Source organism: Methylobacterium sp. 4-46, from assembly GCF_000019365.1.
Taxonomy (GTDB): Bacteria; Pseudomonadota; Alphaproteobacteria; order Rhizobiales; family Beijerinckiaceae; genus Methylobacterium.
The window spans coordinates 493,687-512,070 of record NC_010511.1; the positions used below are offsets into that span (position 1 = coordinate 493,687).

General features: G+C 73.6%; 17 protein-coding genes and 1 pseudogene. 8 read left to right on the forward strand and 10 right to left on the reverse strand.

The genetic code is table 11. The features are described from left to right. Window positions 1-278: 278 nt before the first annotated feature. A complete protein-coding gene (locus M446_RS02000; protein ID WP_012330395.1) occupies window positions 279-704 on the forward strand; it encodes a hypothetical protein in 426 nt (141 codons plus the stop codon). A 214-nt stretch (window positions 705-918) separates the two neighbouring features. Here M446_RS02000 and M446_RS02005 read toward each other — a convergent pair whose 3' ends face one another. Further along, on the reverse strand, window positions 919-1,386 hold the full coding sequence (locus tag M446_RS02005) for an Hsp20 family protein (RefSeq protein ID WP_012330396.1): 468 nt from the start codon (window positions 1,384-1,386) through the stop codon (window positions 919-921). Between the two features lie 231 nt (window positions 1,387-1,617). On the opposite strand from M446_RS02005, the gene M446_RS02010 reads away from it, so the two are divergent. Next, on the forward strand, window positions 1,618-2,619 hold the full coding sequence (locus M446_RS02010) for an alpha/beta fold hydrolase (RefSeq protein WP_012330397.1): 1,002 nt from the start codon (window positions 1,618-1,620) through the stop codon (window positions 2,617-2,619). 160 nt (window positions 2,620-2,779) lie between these two features. Here the strand turns inward: M446_RS02010 and hisN are convergent, their stop codons facing one another. From hisN to M446_RS02030, 4 genes are all read right to left on the reverse strand, one after another. Beyond that, window positions 2,780-3,568, reverse strand: a complete 789-nt coding sequence (gene hisN, locus M446_RS02015; protein ID WP_012330398.1) for a histidinol-phosphatase — start codon at window positions 3,566-3,568, stop codon at window positions 2,780-2,782. A gap of 97 nt (window positions 3,569-3,665) precedes the next feature. After that, window positions 3,666-5,705, reverse strand: a complete 2,040-nt coding sequence (locus M446_RS02020) for an AI-2E family transporter (RefSeq protein ID WP_012330399.1) — start codon at window positions 5,703-5,705, stop codon at window positions 3,666-3,668. A gap of 168 nt (window positions 5,706-5,873) precedes the next feature. Next, entirely contained in the window at window positions 5,874-7,166 is a 1,293-nt protein-coding gene (pncB, locus tag M446_RS02025) for a nicotinate phosphoribosyltransferase (RefSeq protein WP_012330400.1), read from the reverse strand. A 152-nt stretch (window positions 7,167-7,318) separates the two neighbouring features. After that, on the reverse strand, window positions 7,319-7,828 hold the full coding sequence (locus tag M446_RS02030; protein ID WP_012330401.1) for a pyridoxamine 5'-phosphate oxidase family protein: 510 nt from the start codon (window positions 7,826-7,828) through the stop codon (window positions 7,319-7,321). A gap of 173 nt (window positions 7,829-8,001) precedes the next feature. On the opposite strand from M446_RS02030, the gene M446_RS02035 reads away from it, so the two are divergent. The 4 genes and pseudogenes from M446_RS02035 to M446_RS39575 all read left to right on the forward strand — a co-directional run bounded on the left by M446_RS02035 (window position 8,002) and on the right by M446_RS39575 (window position 11,073). Then, on the forward strand, window positions 8,002-8,211 hold the full coding sequence (locus M446_RS02035; RefSeq protein WP_012330402.1) for a TOBE domain-containing protein: 210 nt from the start codon (window positions 8,002-8,004) through the stop codon (window positions 8,209-8,211). Between the two features lie 5 nt (window positions 8,212-8,216). After that, the gene (locus M446_RS02040) at window positions 8,217-9,257 is read left to right on the forward strand and encodes an iron ABC transporter substrate-binding protein (protein ID WP_012330403.1); all 1,041 of its coding nucleotides are present in this window, start codon (window positions 8,217-8,219) and stop codon (window positions 9,255-9,257) included. Continuing rightward, window positions 9,254-10,306, forward strand: a complete 1,053-nt coding sequence (locus M446_RS02045; protein ID WP_012330404.1) for a FecCD family ABC transporter permease — start codon at window positions 9,254-9,256, stop codon at window positions 10,304-10,306. The genes M446_RS02040 and M446_RS02045 overlap by 4 nt, the downstream gene beginning before the upstream one ends. Next, a pseudogene (locus M446_RS39575) lies at window positions 10,303-11,073 on the forward strand (ABC transporter ATP-binding protein). The gene M446_RS02045 and the pseudogene M446_RS39575 overlap by 4 nt, the downstream one beginning before the upstream one ends. A gap of 56 nt (window positions 11,074-11,129) precedes the next feature. Here M446_RS39575 and purQ read toward each other — a convergent pair. Both purQ and purS read right to left on the reverse strand, forming a co-directional pair. Continuing rightward, the gene (gene purQ / locus M446_RS02055; protein WP_012330405.1) at window positions 11,130-11,816 is read right to left on the reverse strand and encodes a phosphoribosylformylglycinamidine synthase subunit PurQ; all 687 of its coding nucleotides are present in this window, start codon (window positions 11,814-11,816) and stop codon (window positions 11,130-11,132) included. Beyond that, window positions 11,813-12,055 carry a phosphoribosylformylglycinamidine synthase subunit PurS gene (gene purS / locus M446_RS02060; RefSeq protein ID WP_012330406.1) on the reverse strand — a complete coding sequence of 81 codons (243 nt, stop codon included), beginning with the start codon at window positions 12,053-12,055 and terminating at the stop codon, window positions 11,813-11,815. The genes purQ and purS overlap by 4 nt, the downstream gene beginning before the upstream one ends. Window positions 12,056-12,183: 128 nt before the next feature. On the opposite strand from purS, the gene M446_RS02065 reads away from it, so the two are divergent. Further along, window positions 12,184-12,756, forward strand: coding sequence for a sugar O-acetyltransferase (locus M446_RS02065; RefSeq protein WP_012330407.1), 573 nt, complete (start codon window positions 12,184-12,186; stop codon window positions 12,754-12,756). 64 nt (window positions 12,757-12,820) lie between these two features. Here M446_RS02065 and M446_RS02070 read toward each other — a convergent pair whose 3' ends face one another. Further along, window positions 12,821-13,660: a DUF1206 domain-containing protein gene (locus M446_RS02070; RefSeq protein WP_012330408.1), complete on the reverse strand. Its 840-nt coding sequence runs from the start codon at window positions 13,658-13,660 to the stop codon at window positions 12,821-12,823. Between the two features lie 11 nt (window positions 13,661-13,671). Further along, window positions 13,672-14,268 (reverse strand): tellurite resistance TerB family protein, encoded by a 597-nt coding sequence (locus M446_RS02075; protein ID WP_012330409.1) that lies wholly within the window; start codon window positions 14,266-14,268, stop codon window positions 13,672-13,674. 118 nt (window positions 14,269-14,386) lie between these two features. Between M446_RS02075 and M446_RS02080 the strand changes: the two genes are divergently transcribed. Continuing rightward, window positions 14,387-15,181 (forward strand): DUF3750 domain-containing protein, encoded by a 795-nt coding sequence (locus M446_RS02080; RefSeq protein ID WP_012330410.1) that lies wholly within the window; start codon window positions 14,387-14,389, stop codon window positions 15,179-15,181. Between the two features lie 46 nt (window positions 15,182-15,227). Here the strand turns inward: M446_RS02080 and M446_RS02085 are convergent, their stop codons facing one another. Then, entirely contained in the window at window positions 15,228-18,347 is a 3,120-nt protein-coding gene (locus tag M446_RS02085; protein ID WP_012330411.1) for an efflux RND transporter permease subunit, read from the reverse strand. Window positions 18,348-18,384: the final 37 nt, after the last annotated feature.

The window sequence follows — 18,384 nt, forward strand, 5'->3', positions numbered from 1 at the left end:
GCGGCATCCGCGCCGGCAAGTCCATGTCGGCAAGTCCATGTCGGCAAGTCGATGCCGACAAGTCCGTCTCGGCAAGTCCATGCGGCTCCTCCATGCGGCCGCCGCGGCGGCCGTCGCCCGACATCGGGCGCCGCGACCGCGCCGCGAGAGCAGTGGATGACGCGCCCGCGCGGTTGCGTCCGGCCCGGCCGGCGCGCACAAACCGTGATCGCCCCGCGGCATCCGACCCCGCCCCAGGCGGGATCGTCGCGCCGATCCGTCGATCCGAGGATGCGCCGATGACGACGCTGAAGGAATTCGAGGAGGCCCTGCGCGAGCACGGGATGCTGATGGCGCTCGCCCTCCTGGAACGGCTGCGCGAGCGCGACCGGGCGAACCGGACCGTGAAGCCGGGCCGGCGCATCGTCGGCAAGAAGATGACCCCGGAACTCGCCCGGGCCATCCTCGACCTGCACGGCTCGACCGAGATGACGCAGCAGGAGATCGCCTTCAAGCTCGGCGTCAATCAGGGCCGGGTGAACGAGGTGATCAAGCGCGGCAAGTGGCTCTCCGGCGACCAGGCCGCGCCGGAGGCGGTGGCGCGCGACAAGGGCAAGGCGCGCATCCGCGGCACCGACGTCAAGCGCCCGCGCAAGGGGAAGGAGAAGGCGCCCACCCCCCGCAAGCCGAAGGCCCAGACGGAGCTGCTGTTCGGGGATCCGTGAGGGGGAGACCCGACGCGCGGCCGGGACGCCCGATGCAAGAACGCCCCGGCCTCCGCCGGGGCGCTCCGCTCTTGCGTGAATACGCCCCGGCTTCCGCCGGGGCGCTCGGCTCTGACGTCAAAACGCCCCGGCCTCCGCCGGGGCGCTCGGCTCTGATGTCAAAACGCCTCGGCCTCCGCCGGGGCGCTCGGCTCTCAGGTCAGGGTGAGGTCGCTCACGCGGCCTGCTGGACCGTGCCCTCGATCGACCGCGGGGCGCTGCCCGTGGCGATCTGGATCTGGCGCGGCTTCTTGGCCTCTGGGATCTCGCGCACGAGATCGACGTGGAGCAGGCCGTTCTCCAGGGTCGCGCCCGTCACCTGGACGTAATCCGCGAGCTGGAAGCGCCGCTCGAAGCTGCGCGCCGCGATGCCCTGATGGAGGAACTCGCCCTTGCGGGCCTCGGCGGCCTTGCGCTCGCCCTTGATCGTCAGCGCGTTCTCACGAACCTCGATCGACAGATCCTGGTCGGTGAAGCCGGCGACGGCGACCGTGATGCGGTACGCGGTCTCGCCGGTGCGCTCGATGTTGTAGGGCGGGTAGGTCGGGGCCGCTTCCGCGCTCACGAACTGGTCGAGCGCCGAGAACAGCCGGTCGAAGCCGACAGTCGAGCGATAGAGGGGAGCAAGGTCGAACTGACGCATGACATATTCTCCGTCCGAAGCAATATGTGATCTTACGGTCCGCCGTAGGGCCGGACCTGTGGTCTTGTCTGCACCGCCTGATGGCCGGCGCAACCGTGATATCGGGAGGGGCTCCTCTTCGTTCAAGAGGGGATTGCGGGAATCGCGAGGGGCCCGCGCTTGATTTTGCCGGCCGGACGGGGTGCTCTCGGGAGACGCATCCCCGAGGCCGCAGCCCCGAGATCCCCGCCCGTGACCGTTCCGCTCATCGCCACGCCGGACAACCCGATCCCGCCCGGCGCCCGCACCCTCGCGGTGCCGACCCGGGACGGGCTGACCCTGCGGGCCGCGACCTGGACGGCGGCCACCCGCACCACCAAGGGCACCGTCTGCCTGGTGCAGGGCCGGGCCGAGTTCATCGAGAAGTACTACGAGACGGTCCAGGACCTGCGGGCGCGGGGCTTCGCCGTGGCGGCCTTCGACTGGCGCGGCCAGGGCGGCTCCGACCGCACCGTCGCGGACGCGCGCAAGGGCCATGTCGGCGATTTCGAGGAGTACCGGCTCGACCTGGAGGCGGTCGCCACGCAGGTGCTGGAGCCGCTGATGCCGCGGCCCTATTTCGGGCTCGCCCACTCGATGGGCGGGGCGGTCTGCCTGGCCGCGGCGCGGGAGGGATGGCTGCCCTTCTCCCGCCTCGTCACGCTCGCGCCGATGCTCGGCATCGTGATGGTGCGCCACCCGCGGGCCGCGATGCGGGCGGCCGCCCTCCTCAACGGGCTCGGCCTCGGCCCGCGCTTCGTCCCGGGCGGCAGCCCGGTCTCGATCGCCACGAAGCCCTTCCCCGGCAATCGCCTCACCACCGATCCGGCGCGCTACGCCCGCAACGCGGCGGCGGCGCTCGCGGTCGGGGCCGGCGCGGTCGGGGATCCGACCGTGGCCTGGCTCGCCGCCGCCTTCCGGACGATGCGCCGCCTCGGCGACCCGCGCTACCCGCTCGCGATCCGGCTGCCCGTGCTGGTGGTGGCGGCGGGCGACGACCCGGTCTGCAGCACGCCCGCCATCGAGCGCTTCGCGGCGAGGCTCAAGGCCGGCCACAGCATCACCCTGCGGGGCGCCCGGCACGAGATCCTGATGGAGCAGGACGCGATCCGGGCCCAGTTCTGGGCCGCCTTCGAGGCCTTCGTCCCGGGCACGCCGCTCCCGGAGCCGCGCGAGGAGGACCTCATCGCGCTCGAGCGGCTGCCGCCCGGCTAAGCGGAATTGCGCCGTGCAATTCCGCTTAGTCCCTTGCTTTGGCAGCATTCTTGCCGCCGAACCGGTGACCCCTTCGGCGAATGATGCTTAGGGCAGGGCCCGGTCACGCGGCCATCGGGTCCTGCGCCAGGTTCTTGCCGTGCGGCCCGAAGCGCCGGTCTCAGCGGTTGAGCATCTCCAGCGCCGCCTCGTGCAGGCGCTTGTCGCCGGCCGCCACGACGTTGCCGCCGCCCGCGGCCGGGCCGCCGTCCCAGCTGGTCACGATCCCGCCCGCGCCCTCCACGATCGGGATCAGCGCGACGATGTCGTAGGGCTTCAGGCCGGCCTCGATCACGAGGTCGATCTGCCCGGCCGCCAGCATGCAGTAGGAGTAGCAGTCGGTGCCGAACCGCATCAGGCGCGTCGCCGCCTCGACGCGGCCGTAGGCCTCGCGGTCCCGGCCCTCGCCGAACAGGCGCGGGTCGGTCGTCGCCGCGATCGCCTCGGAGAGCGCGGCGCGGCGGCGGGTGAGGAGCTTGCGGGTGCCGTTCGGGCCGCGATACTGCGCGCTCCGGCCGTCGCCCGAGAAGCGCTCGCCCAGGAAGGGCTGGTGCATCAGCCCGTAGCAGGGCGTGCCGGCCCGCGTCAGGCCGATCAGCGTCCCCCAGAGCGGCAGGCCGGCGATGAAGCCCCGCGTGCCGTCGATCGGATCGAGGACCCAGACGTACTCCGCCTCCTCCCCCTCGGTGCCGAATTCCTCGCCGAGGATGCCGTGGTCCGGGAAGGTGCGGCGGATGATCTGGCGCATCACCGCCTCGCCGGCCCGGTCCGCCTCCGTCACGGGATCGAAGGGCTTGGGGCCGATCGCCTTGTCCTCGGTGACGAAGGCCGCGCGGAAGAAGGGCAGGATCGCCTGTCCGGACTGCGTGGCGAGCTCGTCCACGAACCGCGCGAAATCGACGACGCTCATTGCGCACCCCTCAGGCCGCTCCCCGGGCCGGCCGCCCCGGCCGGCTCCTCGCGGCGCGCAAGGATCGAAAGGACGCCGCGAGCCCTGCGTCAAGCCCTCAGGCGGGAGCACCCGCCGGGAGGGAGGCCGAACGCGGCGCCGGCGCCACAGGCGCGGGCCGGCCGGCGGACGCCGCCTCGCCCGTCGCGGCCGCCAGGCAGGCCTCCACCGCCTCGCGCAGGGAGGTGACGTGATCGTCCGCCCCCAGGGCGGCGCGGGCCTCCGGATCGGCCAGGGCGAGGTCGTCGGTCGGCCAGAGGCCGACCAGGATGCGGGCCTGCGGCAGGCGCCGCCGCACCCGCTGCACGAGGTAGCGCAGGTGCGCCGGGGTGCCGCTGATCTCCAGGTAGGAGATGCAGACCATCCGGGCCTCGCCCGCGTCGAGGTCGGCGATCCGCGCCCGCGACACCGCCGCGAACGGCACGACCCGGGTGCCGAGGCCGTTCTTCTCCAGGAGCTGCGAGAGCATCGTCGAGGCGGCCTCGTCGAGCGGGCCGCGGCCCGCCACGCAGAGCACGGCCCCCTTCTGCCGCCAGGGCGCCGGCAGGGTCTCCGGGGCCGGCGCGCCCGGCACGGCCGGCTCGCCGTCGCAGGGGGCGGCGGCGTCGGCATCGCGCCCCAGGAGCCGCCCGGCGAGACTGGTCTGGGCGGCGGGCGCGACGTCCTCGCGGTCGGCGAGGTCGGTGACGAGCTCGTCGATCGCCGTGCGGATCCGCTCCAGCTGCTCCTCGGTCAGCACCCCGCGGCGGGCGTCGGAGGCGGCGAGTTGCAGGCCCTTGAGCACCACGTCGTCGTAGTAGGAGGAGAGCGAGCACTCGCTGAGGATCGATTCCGCGAGCTCCTGCGCCTCGTCGGGGTCGTCCGCGAGGAGGCGCTGGTAGAAGTTCTCCACCGGGGTCAGGGCCGGCCGGTCGCCGAACAGGACGTCGAGGAATTCGAGCTGGTCGACGTGGCGGCCGAGCACGACGAGGCAGACCGTGAGCGGGGTCGAGAGCAGCAGCCCGACCGGCCCCCAGAGCCAGGTCCAGAACAGGGCCGAGACCAGGACCGCGAAGGGCGAGAGCCCGGTCGAGTGCCCGTAGAGCAGCGGCTCGACGACCTGGCCGACGATCGGCTCGAGGATCAGGAACAGGGCCGCGGTGGCCAGCACCATGTGCCAGCCCGGATCGACCGCGGCGGCGAGCAGCAGCGGCAGCAGGGCCGACAGGAAGGCGCCGACATAGGGCACGAAGCGCATCAGCGCGGTGAAGATCCCCCACAGGATCGGGCTCGGCACGCCGATGATCCAGAGCCCGATCCCGATCGCCACCCCGAATCCGGCGTTGAGGGCGAGCTGCACCAGGAAGAAGCGGCTCAGGCGCCGCGCCGCGTCGTTCATCGCCACCGTGGTGCGGTGGAGGTCGCTCGACCCGGCGAGGCGGATCAGGCGGTCGCGCAGGTCTTCGCGCTGGCCCAGGATGAACATCAGCACCACGAAGACGATGCCGGTGGTGGCGAGCGGCGCGAGGGCCGGCGAGAGCAGGCGCTCGGCGAGTTCGAGCGGGGTGAGTTCGCGCTCGCGCACCTCGACCAGCACCGGCTTGTCGGGGTTCTGCACGCTGGGGGCCGGCCTCGGCGCGGTCGGGTCCTGCGGCTTGGCCTTGTCCTCCGGGATGCTCCCGGCCTGCTGCAGGTGCTTGCCGATGCTGCGCATGTAGCCGGCGATGGAGCCGACCGGACCCTCCCTGAGATTCTCGAGCTTGCGCTCGATCGTGCGCTGGTACTGGGGCAGGTTGCTGCCGAGATCGGCGACCTGCAGGCCGATGACGAGGGTGAGCAGGCCCACGACCCCGAGGCAGGTGAGCACCGACAGGCCGATCGAGGCCGTGCGCCCGAGGCGCAGCCGCCGCAGCAGGCTCACCAGCGGCCAGAGCACGAAGCTCAGGAGCACCGCGATGGCGATCGGGATCAGGATCTCGCGGCCGAAATACAGGGCCGCCACGATGAGGGCGGCGATGAGCAGCGGCAGGGCGAAGCCGCGGCCGGGCGTCTCCGCGGCGGCAATGCGCTTGGGCACCGCCGGGATCAGGGAGGCCTGCCCACCATCGTCACGCGCCATGCACCGCCCCACGCTCGCGCCCGGCGGGTCAAGCCGGGCCGTACCCGTGTCAGGAACGGCCGGGAGACCGATTGGATCCCCGCGCAGGGCGGGCGGCCGGGGCGAAAAACCGATTGCCGCAGCGGCAGATAGCCGTGCGCCTGGGGGCCGCCCGGGCGGCGCGCCGGATCACACCAGGAGCGGCTGGGCCACCTGCGCCCCGACCGAGAACACGCGCTTGTAGCGCTCGACCTCCTCCTCCGGCCCGAGCGCCTTGGTGGGGTTGTCGGAGAGCTTGACGGTCGGGCGGCCGTTGGCCGAGATCACCTTGCAGACGATGGAGATCGGGTCGAGGCGCCCGTCCGGCGCCAGCCCCCGGAAGTCGTTGGTGAGCAGGGTGCCCCAGCCGTAGCCGATGCGCAGCCGCCCGTGGAAGCGGTGGTGGATGGTCTCGATCGTGTCGACGTCGAGCCCGTCGGAGAAGATCGCGAGCTTCTCCCGCGGGTTGCGCCCGTTCTCGCGCCACCACGCGATCACCTCCTCGCCCCCGATGATCGGGTCCTTCGAGTCGATGCGGATGCCGGTCCAGTCCGCCATCCAGGCGGGGCCGTTGGCCAGGAAGCCGGTCGTCCCGTAGGTGTCCGGCAGGATGACGAGCAGGTTGCCGGCGTAGTCCTGCTGCCAGTCGGCCAGGACCGCGTAGGGCGCCCGGGCCAGGGCCGCGTCGTCCTCCGCCAGGGCGGCGTAGACCATCGGCAGTTCGTGCGCGTTGGTGCCCACCGCCTCGATGTCGTGGCGCAGCGCGATCAGGCAGTTCGAGGTGCCGAGGAAGGCCGGGCCGAGCCCCTCGATCATCGCCTCGACGCACCAATCCTGCCACAGGAAGCCGTGGCGCCGCCGGGTGCCGAAATCGGCGATCGAGAGCCCGGGCAGCAGCTTGAGCCGCTCGATCTTCTCCCAGATCCGCGTCATCGCCCGCGCGTAGAGGATCTGCAGGTCGAACTTGCCCATCCCCTTGAGCACGCCCCGCGAGCGCAGCTCGTTGAGGATCGAGAGCGCCGGGACCTCCCACATCGTGGTCTCGATCCAGGGCCCGTGGAAGGTGAGGACGTACTGGCCGTCCTGCTTCTCCAGCAGGTAGTCGGGGAAGCGGAAGTTCTCCAGCCAGTCCATGAAGTCCGGCGAGAACATCTGGCGCTTGCCGTAGAAGGTGTTGCCGCGCAGCCAGGTCGACTCGCCGCGGGTGAGCCGCAGGGAGCGACAATGGTCGAGCTGCTCGCGCAGCTCCCCCTCGTCGATGATCTCGCCGAGCCGGACCCGCGTGGTGCGGTTATGGATGCCGAACGTGACCTCCACGTCGCGATGGCGGCGAAAGATGGTCTGCGCCATCAGGAGCTTGTAGAAATCGGTGTCGAGCACCGAGCGGATGATCGGGTCGATCTTCCAGGTATGGTTGTAAACCCTGGTGGCGAGGTCGAGCATCACCCGTGCCTGACTGGCCCGGCACCACGGGCCGGGCGGGGTGGCGCACCCCGCACGGTTCAGGCGCCGAAGTCAAGCTGGCGCGGGCGGATCCGCGCCGAACCGCTCCGGCCCGCGCCGGGCCCGGCCTCCCGGATCCGGCGCGGCCGCTTTCAGCGCGCCGAGAGATCGACCGCCTTCTTCTCGGTCTTCGGCGACTCGCCCGTCACCGCGGCCTTCACGTAGCCGTAGAGGTGCAGCATGGTGGCGTTCGGGCTGTCCCAGTACTCGCCCTTCTCGGGATGCACGCGGATCAGCGTCACGGAGGGATCGTCCTTGCCCTTCGGGAACCAGGTCTTCAGGCTCTCGTTCCACTTGGAGTCGATCGTCGCCTTGTCGCGCACGATCTCGGCCTTGCCCGACACCGAGACGTAGTTCTGGTTCGACGGGTCCGCGTAGGCGAGGTTGACCTGCGAGTCGCGGCTGATCTCGCCGGTCACCGGCGCGTCGAGCCTGACGAAGAACCAGAGGTCGCCCTGCGGGTCCGCCTCCTGGCTCCACATCGGGCGGCTGCGCAGCTGGCCGTCCGAATCCACGGTCGTCATCATGGCGACCTTGACGTCCTTGATCAGGCTGAAGAGTTTCTGCGCGCCCTCGTGGTCGCGGTGGCTGCCCTGATGCATGGATCTCCTCGATGGTTGGCCGGCCGGCGCGGCGCCGGCGGCGGGTCGGCGAATCGGCGGGACAACATGCGAGGCCGGGCTTGGTTGCGGTGCGTCACCCGGGCCCTCCCCGCCGCGCACCCTCCCGCTATGTCAGGGGCTGCGGCCGCCAGGGGGCCGCGGGGACCGGCACGATGAGGATCAGCGCGCGCAACCAGCTCTCGGGCACGATCACGTCCGTCACCAAGGGCACGACCACCGCCCACGTCACGCTGGAACTGCCCGGCGGCCAGGTGGTGACGGCGGCGCTCACCAACGACTCCGTCGACGGGCTGCACCTCGCGGTCGGCAAGCCGGCCGTCGCGGTGATCAAGTCCGGCGACGTGACGATCGCGGTCGATTGAGGCCGATGGCCCTCGACCGGCGCGCCCTGCTGCTCGGCCTCGCCGGCCTCTGCGCCGCGGGACGCGCCCGCGCGGCGGGGCGAACCCGCGCGGCGGGCCTCGACGAGGCCGGCAGGCCGCTCCCGGCACCGTCCGGCCCGGTCACCCGGGTCTTCCCGGCCGGGCCGCCGGCCGCGATCCTGCTCTACACGCTCGCGCCCGACCTCCTGGCCGGCTGGCCGCGCGCGATCCGGCCGGCCGAGCGGCCCTACCTCCTGCCGGAGGCCGCCGCGCTGCCGGAGGTCGGCCGCCTGACCGGGCGGGGCAACACCGCCAATCTCGAGACGGTGCTGGCGCTCAAGCCCGACCTCGTCGTGGATACGGGCGACACGGGCGAGACCTACCGCTCCCTCGCCGACCGGCTGCAGCAGCAGACCGGCATCCCGGCGCTCCTGTTCGACGGGCGGCTCCCGGCCGTCCCGGCGACCTATCGGCGGCTCGGCGCGGTGATCGGGCGGGCCGAGCGCGCCGAGCGCCTCGCCGCCCGCTGCGAGGCCATCCTGAACACCGTGCAGGGCCGCCTCGCCGCCGTGCCGCCGGAGGCGCGCCCCAGGGTCTACTTCGCCCGGGGTCCGCGGGGCCTGGAGACCGCGCGGGCGGGGGCGATCAACGTCGAGGTCCTGGATCTGCTCGGCGCCGTCAATGTCGCGGGGGCGGGCGGCAGCCTCGCGCGCGTCTCGCCCGAGGACGTGCTCGCCTGGGCGCCCGAGGTGATCGTCGCCCTCGATCCGGGCTTCGCGGCCGCCGCCCGGACGGATCCCCTCTGGCAGGGCGTGCCGGCGGTGGCGGCCGGGCGCCTCCACCTCTCCCCCGCCCTCCCCTTCGGCTGGGTCGATTCGCCGCCCTCGGTGAACCGCTTCCTGGGCCTGTGGTGGCTCGGCAAGGCGCTCTACCCGTCGCTCTTCCCGGAGGACCTGCGGGCGCTCGCCCGCGACTTCCACCGCGACTTCTACCACGTGGTCCCGGACGAGGCGGCCCTCGACCGCCTGCTCGCGGGGGCCTCGTGAGCGGCCCGCCGGCGCGGGCGGAGGGCCGGATCGGGGCGCGGCGCGCGCCCGGCCTCGGCCCGGCGCTGGCGCTCGGCGCGCTGATCCTCGCGGTCGCCCTCGCCTTCGGGGTCGGGCGCTACCCGGTCGGGCTCGGCGACGTCGCCCGGGTGCTCGCCGCCAAGCTGACCGGGGCCCCCTCGGGGGCGCCCGCCGCCGTGGAGGCGGTGGTGCTGCAGATCCGCGGGCCGCGCATCCTCGCCGCCATCCTGATCGGCGCCGCCCTCTCCCTCGCCGGGGCGGCCTTCCAGGGCCTGTTCCGCAATCCCCTGGTCTCGCCCGACATCCTCGGCGCCTCCTCGGGGGCGGCCTTCGGGGCGGTGCTCGGCATCTGGCTGTCGCTCGGGGTGCTGGCCATCGAGGTCCTGGCCTTCGCGGGCGGGCTCCTCGCCGTCGGGGCGGTCTACGCGGTCGGGGCCGTGCTGGCGCGGCGCGACCCGGTCCTGGTGCTGGTCCTGGCGGGCGTGGTGATCGGCTCGCTCCTGGGGGCGGGGGTCGGCCTCGTGAAGTTCCTCGCCGATCCCTACAACCAGCTGCCGGCCATGACCTTCTGGCTGCTCGGCAGCCTCTCGGCGACGCACGCGACCGACCTCGCGGCGCTCGCCGTCCCGGTGGCGGCCGGGACGGCGCTGCTCCTGCTCCTGCGCTGGCGGCTCGACGCGCTCTCGCTGCCCGACGAGGAGGCGCGGGCGCTCGGCCTCGCCACCGGCCCCCTGCGGCTCGCCGTGGTGGCCGCCGCCACCCTGGTGACGGCCGCGAGCGTGGCGGCGGCCGGCATCGTCGGCTGGGTCGGGCTGGTGGTGCCGCACCTCGCCCGCTTCCTGGTCGGGCCGGGCTTCGCGCGGCTGCTCCCGACCGCGGCCCTCCTCGGGGCCGGCACGCTCCTCGTCATCGACACGCTGGCGCGCACCGTCGCGCCGGTCGAGGTGCCCCTCGGCATCCTCACGGCCGTCGTCGGCACGCCGGTCTTCCTGTGGTTACTCGCGGGCGCGGAGCGGGACTGGTCATGAGCCTCCTCGCCGCACGGGACCTCGCCTTCGGCTATCCGGGCCGGGAGATCGGGCGCGGCATCGACCTCGCGGTGGCGGGGGGCGAGGTGCTGGCGCTGCTCGGCCCCAACGGCGGCGGCAAGACCACGCTCCTCAAGACGCTGCTCGGCCTGCTGGCGCCGCTCGGCGGCACCGTCGCGGTCGCGGGCAGGCCGCTCGCCGCCCTCTCGGCCCGCCAGCGCGCCCGGGCGATGGCCTACGTGCCCCAGAGCGCCGCCAGCCCCTTCGCCTTCACGGCGCGGGCCGTGGTGCTGATGGGGCGCAGCGCCCATGCGGGGCTCCTCGCCGCCCCCTCGCGGGCCGACCGCGCCGCCGCGGACGCGGCCCTCGCCCGGCTCGGCGTGCTCCACCTCGCCGAGCGGCCGGTCACCCGCCTCTCGGGGGGCGAGCGCCAGCTCGTGCTGATCGCCCGGGCACTCGCCTAGGAGCCGCGCCTCGTGATCCTCGACGAGCCGACCGCCAGCCTCGATTTCGGCAACCAGGGCAAGGTGATGCGCGAGATCGCGCGCCTGCGCGCGGACGGGCTCGGCGTGGTGTTCACGACCCACGACCCGAACCAGGCGGCGCGCTACGCCGACCGGGCGCTGCTGCTGCGGGGCGGCGCCCGCCTCGCCGAGGGGCCGGTCGCGGAGGTGCTGGAGCCGTCGCGCCTGCAGGGGCTCTACGGGGCGCCGGTGGAGCTGGTGCGGGACGCGCGCAGCGGGGCCTCGGCCTTCCTGCCGGGGTGAGCCGCCGCGCGGGCTACGGGCCCGCCGCGCGGGCTACACCCGCCGCGCGGCCCCGCTCAGGCGGCCCGGGCGAGGCTCTCGAACAGGCCGCGCCCGTCGGTGCCGCCGACCAGGTCCTCGACGAAGTTCTCAGGGTGCGGCATCAGGCCGAGGACGTTGAGCTCGTCCGAGTAGATACCCGCGATCGAGTTGAGCGAGCCGTTGCGGTTCGCCGTCTCGGTGAGGTCCCCGGCGGCGTCGCTGTAGCGGAAGGCCACGCGGCCCTCGCCCTCCAGGCGGGCGACCGTCTCGGGATCGGCGTAGTAATTGCCCTCGCCGTGCGCGACGCAGACGTCGATCACCTGGCCCTGCCGGTAGGCGCGGGTGAAGGCGGTGTCGGCGCGCTCGACCCGCAGGGTCTGGCGGTGGCAGATGAAGCGGCGGTTGACGTTGCGCATCAGCACGCCGGGCAGCAGGCCCGACTCGCACAGGATCTGGAACCCGTTGCAGATGCCGAGGACGAGCCCGCCCCGGGCCGCGTGGGCCCGCACCGCGTCCATGGCATTGGCGCGGCCCGCGATGGCGCCGCAGCGCAGGTAGTCGCCGTAGGAGAAGCCGCCCGGGAGCACGGCGAGGTCGGTGCCCGAGGGCAGCGCCGTGTCGGCGTGCCAGACCTTCGCGACCTCGGCGCCGGCGAGCCGCAGGGCGCGCGTGACGTCGGCGTCGCGGTTCGAGCCGGGGAAGACGATGACGGCGGCCTTCATCGCGCGATCTCGACCCGGTAATTCTCCACCACCGTGTTGGCGAGGAGCTTGTCGCAGGCGGCCTTCACGGTCGCCTCGGCGGCGGCCGGGTCGCTGCCGTCGACCTCGACCTCGAAGAACTTGCCCTGGCGCACGCTGGCGATGCCCGCGATGCCGAGCGAGCGCAGCGCCCCCTCGATGGCCTTGCCCTGCGGGTCGAGGACGCCGGTCTTCAGGGTGACGGTGACGCGCGCTTTCATCGGCAGGCCTTCGGCAGCGGGAAGGAGGCCCACCGGATAGTGCGGATCCGGCAGGGAGGCAACGGCGGGTTGGCGGGCCCGCCCGATCGTGCGAGGCCGTTCGTCCCGAGAGCAGGGAGGTGGGGCCGATGCGCAGCGAGAAGGAGAAGATGCTGGCGGGGGACCTTTACCGGGCCGACGACCCGGAGCTGGTCGCCGACGCCGCCCGCAACGCGGAATGGCTCGCCCGCTACAACGCCCCGGCCGCCCTCTCGCCGGAGGCGCGTCGCGCCCTGCTGCGCGCCCATCTCGGCGCGGTCGGGGACGGGGTGGTGATCCGGCCGCCCTTCTCCTGCGATTACGGCCTCCACATCCGGCTCGGGCGGGGCGTGTTCCTCAACTTCAACTGCGTGATCCTCGACGTCTGCCCGGTCGAGATCGGCGAGGCGACGCAGATCGGGCCGGGGGTGCAGATCCTGGCAGCCGATCATCCGCGCGACCCGGCGCTGCGCCGCGCGGGCCTCGAGACCGGCAGGCCGGTGCGGATCGGGGCGAATTGCTGGATCGGCGGCGGGGCGCTGATCCTGCCGGGCGTGACGATCGGGGACGACGCGATCGTGGGCGCGGGCAGCGTGGTCACCCGCGACGTCCCGGCCGGCGCGACCGTGGTGGGCAACCCGGCGCGCCCCGCAGCGCCGGGCGGGCGGCGGCCCGCCGGCTGAGCCGCGCAGGGCCGCGGCGCTCGCGCCGCCGCGGGGACGCCGACGGATTGCGTCGCCATGCGGATCACGAGCCCGCGCGGGACCGTCCGGCGGCGAGGTCGTCGAGGTGCGGCGGGTCGATGCGGCGGTAGCGGGCCTGGACGAGGCCGAAGGCCCCGAAGGCCGCCAGGCCCGCCGCCGTCAATCCGAGCAGCACCGGGCCGTAGGGCTGGTCGCGCAGGGCGGCGAGCGCCCCGCCGAGCCCCCTGACCTCGCTCGACCGGCTCTCGACGGCGGCGAGGATCAGGAAGCCGCCGATCAGCCAGAACACCACGGCGCGGGCCGCGTAGCCGAGGCGGCCCGCCGCCCTCGCCCAGCTCCTTGCATCGACCGGCAGCGCGAGCTGGCGGGTCACGTCCCCGCGCCAAGCCTTGAGCAGGAAACCCGCGCCCGCCCCGATCACCACCGCGCCCGCCGCCGCGACCGCGACGGCGCCGAAGGGCTCGCCCAGCAGCCACGCCGTCCAGTCCCGCGCCGCCTGGTCCTGCGGGCCGCTCCCGCCCCAGCCGAGCGCCGCCCGCGCCACCGAGACGGCGAGACCCGCGTAGATCACCCCGCTGACCCCGTGCCCGGCCCGCACCGCGAGGCCCCTGGCCGAGCGCCCGCGCCGGTCCGCGTCGGTCGCGGCCTCGATCCAGCGCCACAGGGCGAAGCCCATCAGGCCGAAAGCCACGGCCCCGAGCATCAGCCGGCCGAAGGGCTTGTCGAGGAGCACCATCAGGGCGCTGCGGCTTCCCCCCGTCCGCCCCCCCTCGCCGAGGGCGGCGAGCAGGGCGAGGCCGCCGACCAGGCAATAGGTCAGGCCCCGGGCGCCGTAGCCGGCCCGGGCGAGGATCTCGAGGAGGGGGGGACGGGGCTCGTGCATCGGGCTGCGCGTCAGGCGCCGACCTCGCGCTCGATCCGGGCGACGGCGTCGGGATCGACGTCGAGGGCCTCGGCGAGCCGGTTCAGGAAGCTCCGCTCCTGGACGGTGTCGGGGTCGATGGCGAGGCGGGCCGCGGCGTAGACCCGCGCCGCCGTCTCGGGATCCGAGACCCGGTCGGCGATCTCGTCCACGTCGGGGGGCTCGCGCAGCAGACCCTCGAAGGCGCTGCGGGCGGGGGCGTCGAGGCCGGCCTCGTCCAGGGCGGCGTCGAGCCGGGCGCGCTCCTGCGCGTCGATCATGCCGTCCGCCACGGTCGCCGCCACCATCGCGCGCAGGAACAGGTTGGCATCGTCGTCGCTGACCTCCTCCGCCCGGAAGGGCTGCCGCGCCGCCCCGCCGGCCGCGCCGCCCGGGGCAGGCGCGGCGCCCGGCCCGGGCGCGGAATCCTGCGGACCGGCTTGCTGCGGACCGGCTTGGCGGCTGAAGGCACGGTAGCCGAGCCCGGCGATCAGGGCGAGGCCCCCGAGGGCCGCGCCCGCCGCCGCGCCGCCGAGCCCCCCGCGCCGGGACCGCACCAGCGCGTCGACCAACCCTCTCGTGTCAACCATGCCGACCTCCATCGCAATCGTCTCGCGCCCGACAACGGCCCGGCCACCCCAGCAGTTCGCCACGCGGCGGGTCGACGCTTCCGGTTGCGCGGCCCGGCGCGACGCCCATCTCAAGGCCATGCTGCTCGCGCTGGCGGCCCTGCGCCTCGTCACCCTCGCCTTCCTCCTCCTCTTCCTGGCTCCCCTGGCCGCCCACGCCCTCTGGTGGTGGTCGCGCGACGACCTCGCCCCCGACTGGGCGACGGCCGATTGGTCGAGCGCGCGCCTGCTCCCGCCGGCCGCCGCGATGCCGGGCGCGGTGGTCCGGGTCTACGCCGCCCGGGTCGGCCGCTGGCGCGGCATCTTCGCCCATCACAGCTGGCTCGTCGTGAAGGAAGCCGGCGCGGCCCGCTACACGCGCTACGACGTTGTCGGCTGGGGCCGGCCCGTGCGCACCGACGCCTATCCGGCCGACGGGCGCTGGTTCGGCAACCCGCCGCAGGTCGTGCTCGCCCTCGACGGCGAGGCCGCCGCGCGCGCGGTGCCGAAGCTGCGCGAGGCGGTCGCCGCCTACCCGTACCAGGACTTCGGGAGCTACCGCGCCTGGCCGGGGCCGAACTCCAACACCTTCGTGGCGCACCTGCTGCGCGCCGTGCCGGAGGTGCAGGCGGCGCTCCCGCCCACCGCGCTCGGCAAGGACTTTTCCGAGGCGCTCGTCGCGCTCACGCCGAGCCGCACCGGGCTGCAGCTCTCGTGGCGGGGCTATGCGGGCCTCACGCTGGGATGGGTCGAGGGGGTCGAGGTGAACCTCCTCGGCGCGGTGGCGGGCCTCGACCTGCGCCGCCCGGCCCTCAAGCTCCCCGGCTGGGGCCGCATCGGCATGGAGCCGGCGGGGGCGACCGGGACGCTGATCGCGCCGACCGCGCGCCCGTAGCGGGCCGTCCCGGTCGCGCCCGCCCGGGCACGGAACCGGGAGCGCCCTACTCGGCGGCGATGCGCGGCGGGGGCGCGTAGGGCGCCGCCGCGTGCGGGTGGGCGGGGGCCTCGTCCACCGCCCCGACGAAGCGGCCGAACAGCCGCACGAACAGCCGGGCGAGGTCGTCCATCAGCACGAAGATCGCCGGCACGAAGAGCAGCGACAGGAGCGTCGAGACGATCAGCCCCGAGATCACCGCGATCGCCATCGGCGAGCGGAACTCGCCGCCGATGCCGAGGGCCATCGCGGAGGGCACCATGCCGGCCGCCATGGCGATCGTCGTCATCACGATCGGGCGGGCGCGCTTGCGGCCCGCATCGGTGATCGCGGTGATGCGGTCGACGCCCCGGGCCATCTCCTCGACGGCGAAATCCACCAGCATGATGGCGTTCTTCGTCACCACGCCCATCAGCATCAGGATGCCGATCACGACCGGCATCGAGATCGGCCGGTTGAAGATCAGGAGGCCGAGGATCGCCCCGCCGATCGAGAGCGGGAGCGAGAACAGGATGGTGAGCGGCTGCAGGAACGAGCCGAAGAGCAGGATCAGCACGCCGAGCACCATCATCAGGCCGGCGCCCATGGCGAGGGCGAAGCCCTCGAAGACCTCGCCCATCACCTCGGCGTCGCCGGTCTGGCGCAGCGCCACCCCCGGCGGCAGAGTCTTCGCGGCCGGGGTCGCCAGCGCCTTGGCGATCGCCTCGGCGAGGGCGTCCGAGCCCTGGAGATTGGCCTCCAGCGCCACCCGGACGGCGCGGTCGTAGCGGTCGATCGCGGTCGGCCCGCGGCCGAGGCTGATGTCGGCCACCGCGGTCAGCGGCACCGCGGCGCCGGTCTTCGTCGGCACCTTCAGCGCCTCCAGCGCCTGCAGGTCGCCGCGGGCCTCGGCCGGCAGCTGCACCCGGATCGGGATCTGCCGGTCGACGGCGTTGAACTTGGCGAGGTTGGCGCCGATGTCGCCGATCGTGCCGACGCGCACGGTCTCGGCGATGGTGTCGGTCGAGACCCCGAGATCGGCCGCGACCGCGGGTTTGGGGCGGATGCGCAGCTCGGTGCGGTCGAGCGGCGCGGTCGACATCACGTTGACGAGGTTCGGCACCTGCGCGACCTCGCGCTGCATCCGCTCGGCCACGTCCCGCACCACCTCGGTGTCGGGCCCCGCCACGATCAGGGTGAAATCGCGCTGGCCGCCCTCGCGCAGGGACCAGTAGCGGATGTCGGGCTCGTCGCGCAGCGCGGCCATGATCGCCGCCTCAAGGTCGCCCTGCGTGCGCGTGCGGGTGTTCTTCGGCGTCAGGTTGATCGTCAGCGTGGCGAGCCGGATCTCCTTCTTGCCCGGGAGCTGGCGCCCACCATCGACGAAGACGGAGCGCACCTCGGGCAATGCGCGGATCTTCTGCACCACCCGGTCCGAGACCGCGATCGTGTCGTCGAGCTTGGCGCCGGGCGGCAGTTCGAGCACCATCAGGGTGCGCGCCGCGTCCTCCTTCGGCAGGAAGCCGGCCGGCAGCAGCTTGGTCGACATGAGGGAGCCGGCGAACAGCGCGAGGCCCACCACCAGCGTCACGAACTTGTGCCGCACCGACCACGCCACCACGCGGGTGTAGGTGCGCATCACCGGGCCGGGCGTCTCCTCCTCGTGGCCGTGGTCGCGCATGAAGTAGGCCGCCATCATCGGGGTGATCAGGCGGGCGACGAGCAGCGACATGAACACCGCGGCCGCGATGGTGAGGCCGAACTGCTTGAAGTACTGGCCGGCGATGCCGCCCATGAAGCTCACCGGCGCGAAGATCGCCACCAGCGTCGCCGTGATGGCGATGACCGCGAGGCCGATCTCGTCGGCCCCCTCGATGGCGGCCCGGTAGGGCGACTTGCCGAGCCGCACGTGCCGGACGATGTTCTCGATCTCCACGATGGCGTCGTCGACCAGGATGCCGGTGACGAGGGTGATGGCGAGCAGGCTGACCGCGTTGAGCGAGAAGCCCATGGCGCTCATCGCCCAGAAGGTCGGGAAGACCGAGAGCGGCAGCGCCACCGCGGCGATCAGCGTCGCCCGCCAGTCGCGCAGGAACAGGAACACCACCAGCACCGCCAGGGCCGCCCCCTCCATCAGGCCGTGCATGGCGGATTCGTAATTGCCGATCGTGTTGGTGACCGAGGTGTCGATCAGGTCGAAGCGGACGTTCGGGTGGGCGGCGCGCAACTCGTCGATCTTCCGGGCCACCAGCTGGGCGACCGAGGCGTCGCTGGCGCCGCTGGCGCGGGAGATCGCGAAGGCGACGACCGGCTCCCCGTTGAGGCGCGCGAAGACGCGGGGCTCCTCCGCCCCGTCCGTCAGGGTGGCGAGGTCGTCGAGGCGCACCTTGCGCCCGCCCGGCAGCACGATCGAGGTGGCCGCGAGGGTGTCGAGGCTCGCGGAGGCCGCCAGGGTGCGGATCGACTGCTCCTGGCCGCCGAGCTCGGCCCGCCCGCCCGCCATGTCGGCGCTGGTGAGGCGCAGCTGCCGGTTCACGTCGGCGGCGGTGATGCCGAGCGAGAGCAGCCGGTCGGGCTTGAGGGTGACGCGCACCTCCCGGTTGACGCCGCCGAGCCGCTCGACGCCGCCGACCCCGCGCAGGCCCTGGATCTGCCGCGCCACCACGTCGTCCACGAACCAGGACAGGTCCTCCGGGGTCATGGCGGGCGCCGAGGCGCCGTAGATCATGATCGGAAGCCCCGCGATCTCGACGCGGTTGATGATCGGCTCCTCGATCGTCCGCGGCAGGTTCATGCGGATCTTGGCGATCGCGTCCTTGACGTCGTTCACCGCCCGGTCGGTGTTGACCTCGAGCCGGAATTCGACCGTGGTGGCCGAGTTGCCCTCGGTGATCGCCGAGGTGATGTGCTTGACGCCCTTCACGCCCGCCACGGCGTCCTCGACCCATTTCGTGACCTGGGTCTGCAGCTCCGAGGGCGCGGCGCCCGGCTGGTTGATCGACACCGAGACGAGCGGCACGTCGATGTTGGGGAAGCGGGTGATCGGCAGGGTGCGGAAGCTGACGAGCCCGAGCAGCCCCAGCACCAGGAACAGCACGATCGAGGGGATCGGCTTGCGGATCGCCCAGGCGGAGACGTTGAGGCGCATCGGGTCGGTCCTTCGGCGGCGGGGGCGGGCGCCGTCG

What these genes read in the sequence shown, in the direction of transcription:
- M446_RS02000 (WP_012330395.1), top strand. Translation starts at nt 279, where the DNA reads ATGACGACGCTGAAGGAATTCGAGGAGGCCCTGCGCGAGCACGGGATG.
- M446_RS02005 (WP_012330396.1), bottom strand. Translation starts at nt 1,386, where the DNA reads ATGCGTCAGTTCGACCTTGCTCCCCTCTATCGCTCGACTGTCGGCTTC.
- hisN (WP_012330398.1), bottom strand. Translation starts at nt 3,568, where the DNA reads ATGAGCGTCGTCGATTTCGCGCGGTTCGTGGACGAGCTCGCCACGCAG.
- M446_RS02020 (WP_012330399.1), bottom strand. Translation starts at nt 5,705, where the DNA reads ATGGCGCGTGACGATGGTGGGCAGGCCTCCCTGATCCCGGCGGTGCCC.
- pncB (WP_012330400.1), bottom strand. Translation starts at nt 7,166, where the DNA reads ATGCTCGACCTCGCCACCAGGGTTTACAACCATACCTGGAAGATCGAC.
- M446_RS02030 (WP_012330401.1), bottom strand. Translation starts at nt 7,828, where the DNA reads ATGCATCAGGGCAGCCACCGCGACCACGAGGGCGCGCAGAAACTCTTC.
- M446_RS02035 (WP_012330402.1), top strand. Translation starts at nt 8,002, where the DNA reads ATGAGGATCAGCGCGCGCAACCAGCTCTCGGGCACGATCACGTCCGTC.
- M446_RS02040 (WP_012330403.1), top strand. Translation starts at nt 8,217, where the DNA reads ATGGCCCTCGACCGGCGCGCCCTGCTGCTCGGCCTCGCCGGCCTCTGC.
- purQ (WP_012330405.1), bottom strand. Translation starts at nt 11,816, where the DNA reads ATGAAGGCCGCCGTCATCGTCTTCCCCGGCTCGAACCGCGACGCCGAC.
- purS (WP_012330406.1), bottom strand. Translation starts at nt 12,055, where the DNA reads ATGAAAGCGCGCGTCACCGTCACCCTGAAGACCGGCGTCCTCGACCCG.
- M446_RS02065 (WP_012330407.1), top strand. Translation starts at nt 12,184, where the DNA reads ATGCGCAGCGAGAAGGAGAAGATGCTGGCGGGGGACCTTTACCGGGCC.
- M446_RS02070 (WP_012330408.1), bottom strand. Translation starts at nt 13,660, where the DNA reads ATGCACGAGCCCCGTCCCCCCCTCCTCGAGATCCTCGCCCGGGCCGGC.
- M446_RS02075 (WP_012330409.1), bottom strand. Translation starts at nt 14,268, where the DNA reads ATGGTTGACACGAGAGGGTTGGTCGACGCGCTGGTGCGGTCCCGGCGC.
- M446_RS02080 (WP_012330410.1), top strand. Translation starts at nt 14,387, where the DNA reads ATGCTGCTCGCGCTGGCGGCCCTGCGCCTCGTCACCCTCGCCTTCCTC.
- M446_RS02085 (WP_012330411.1), bottom strand. Translation starts at nt 18,347, where the DNA reads ATGCGCCTCAACGTCTCCGCCTGGGCGATCCGCAAGCCGATCCCCTCG.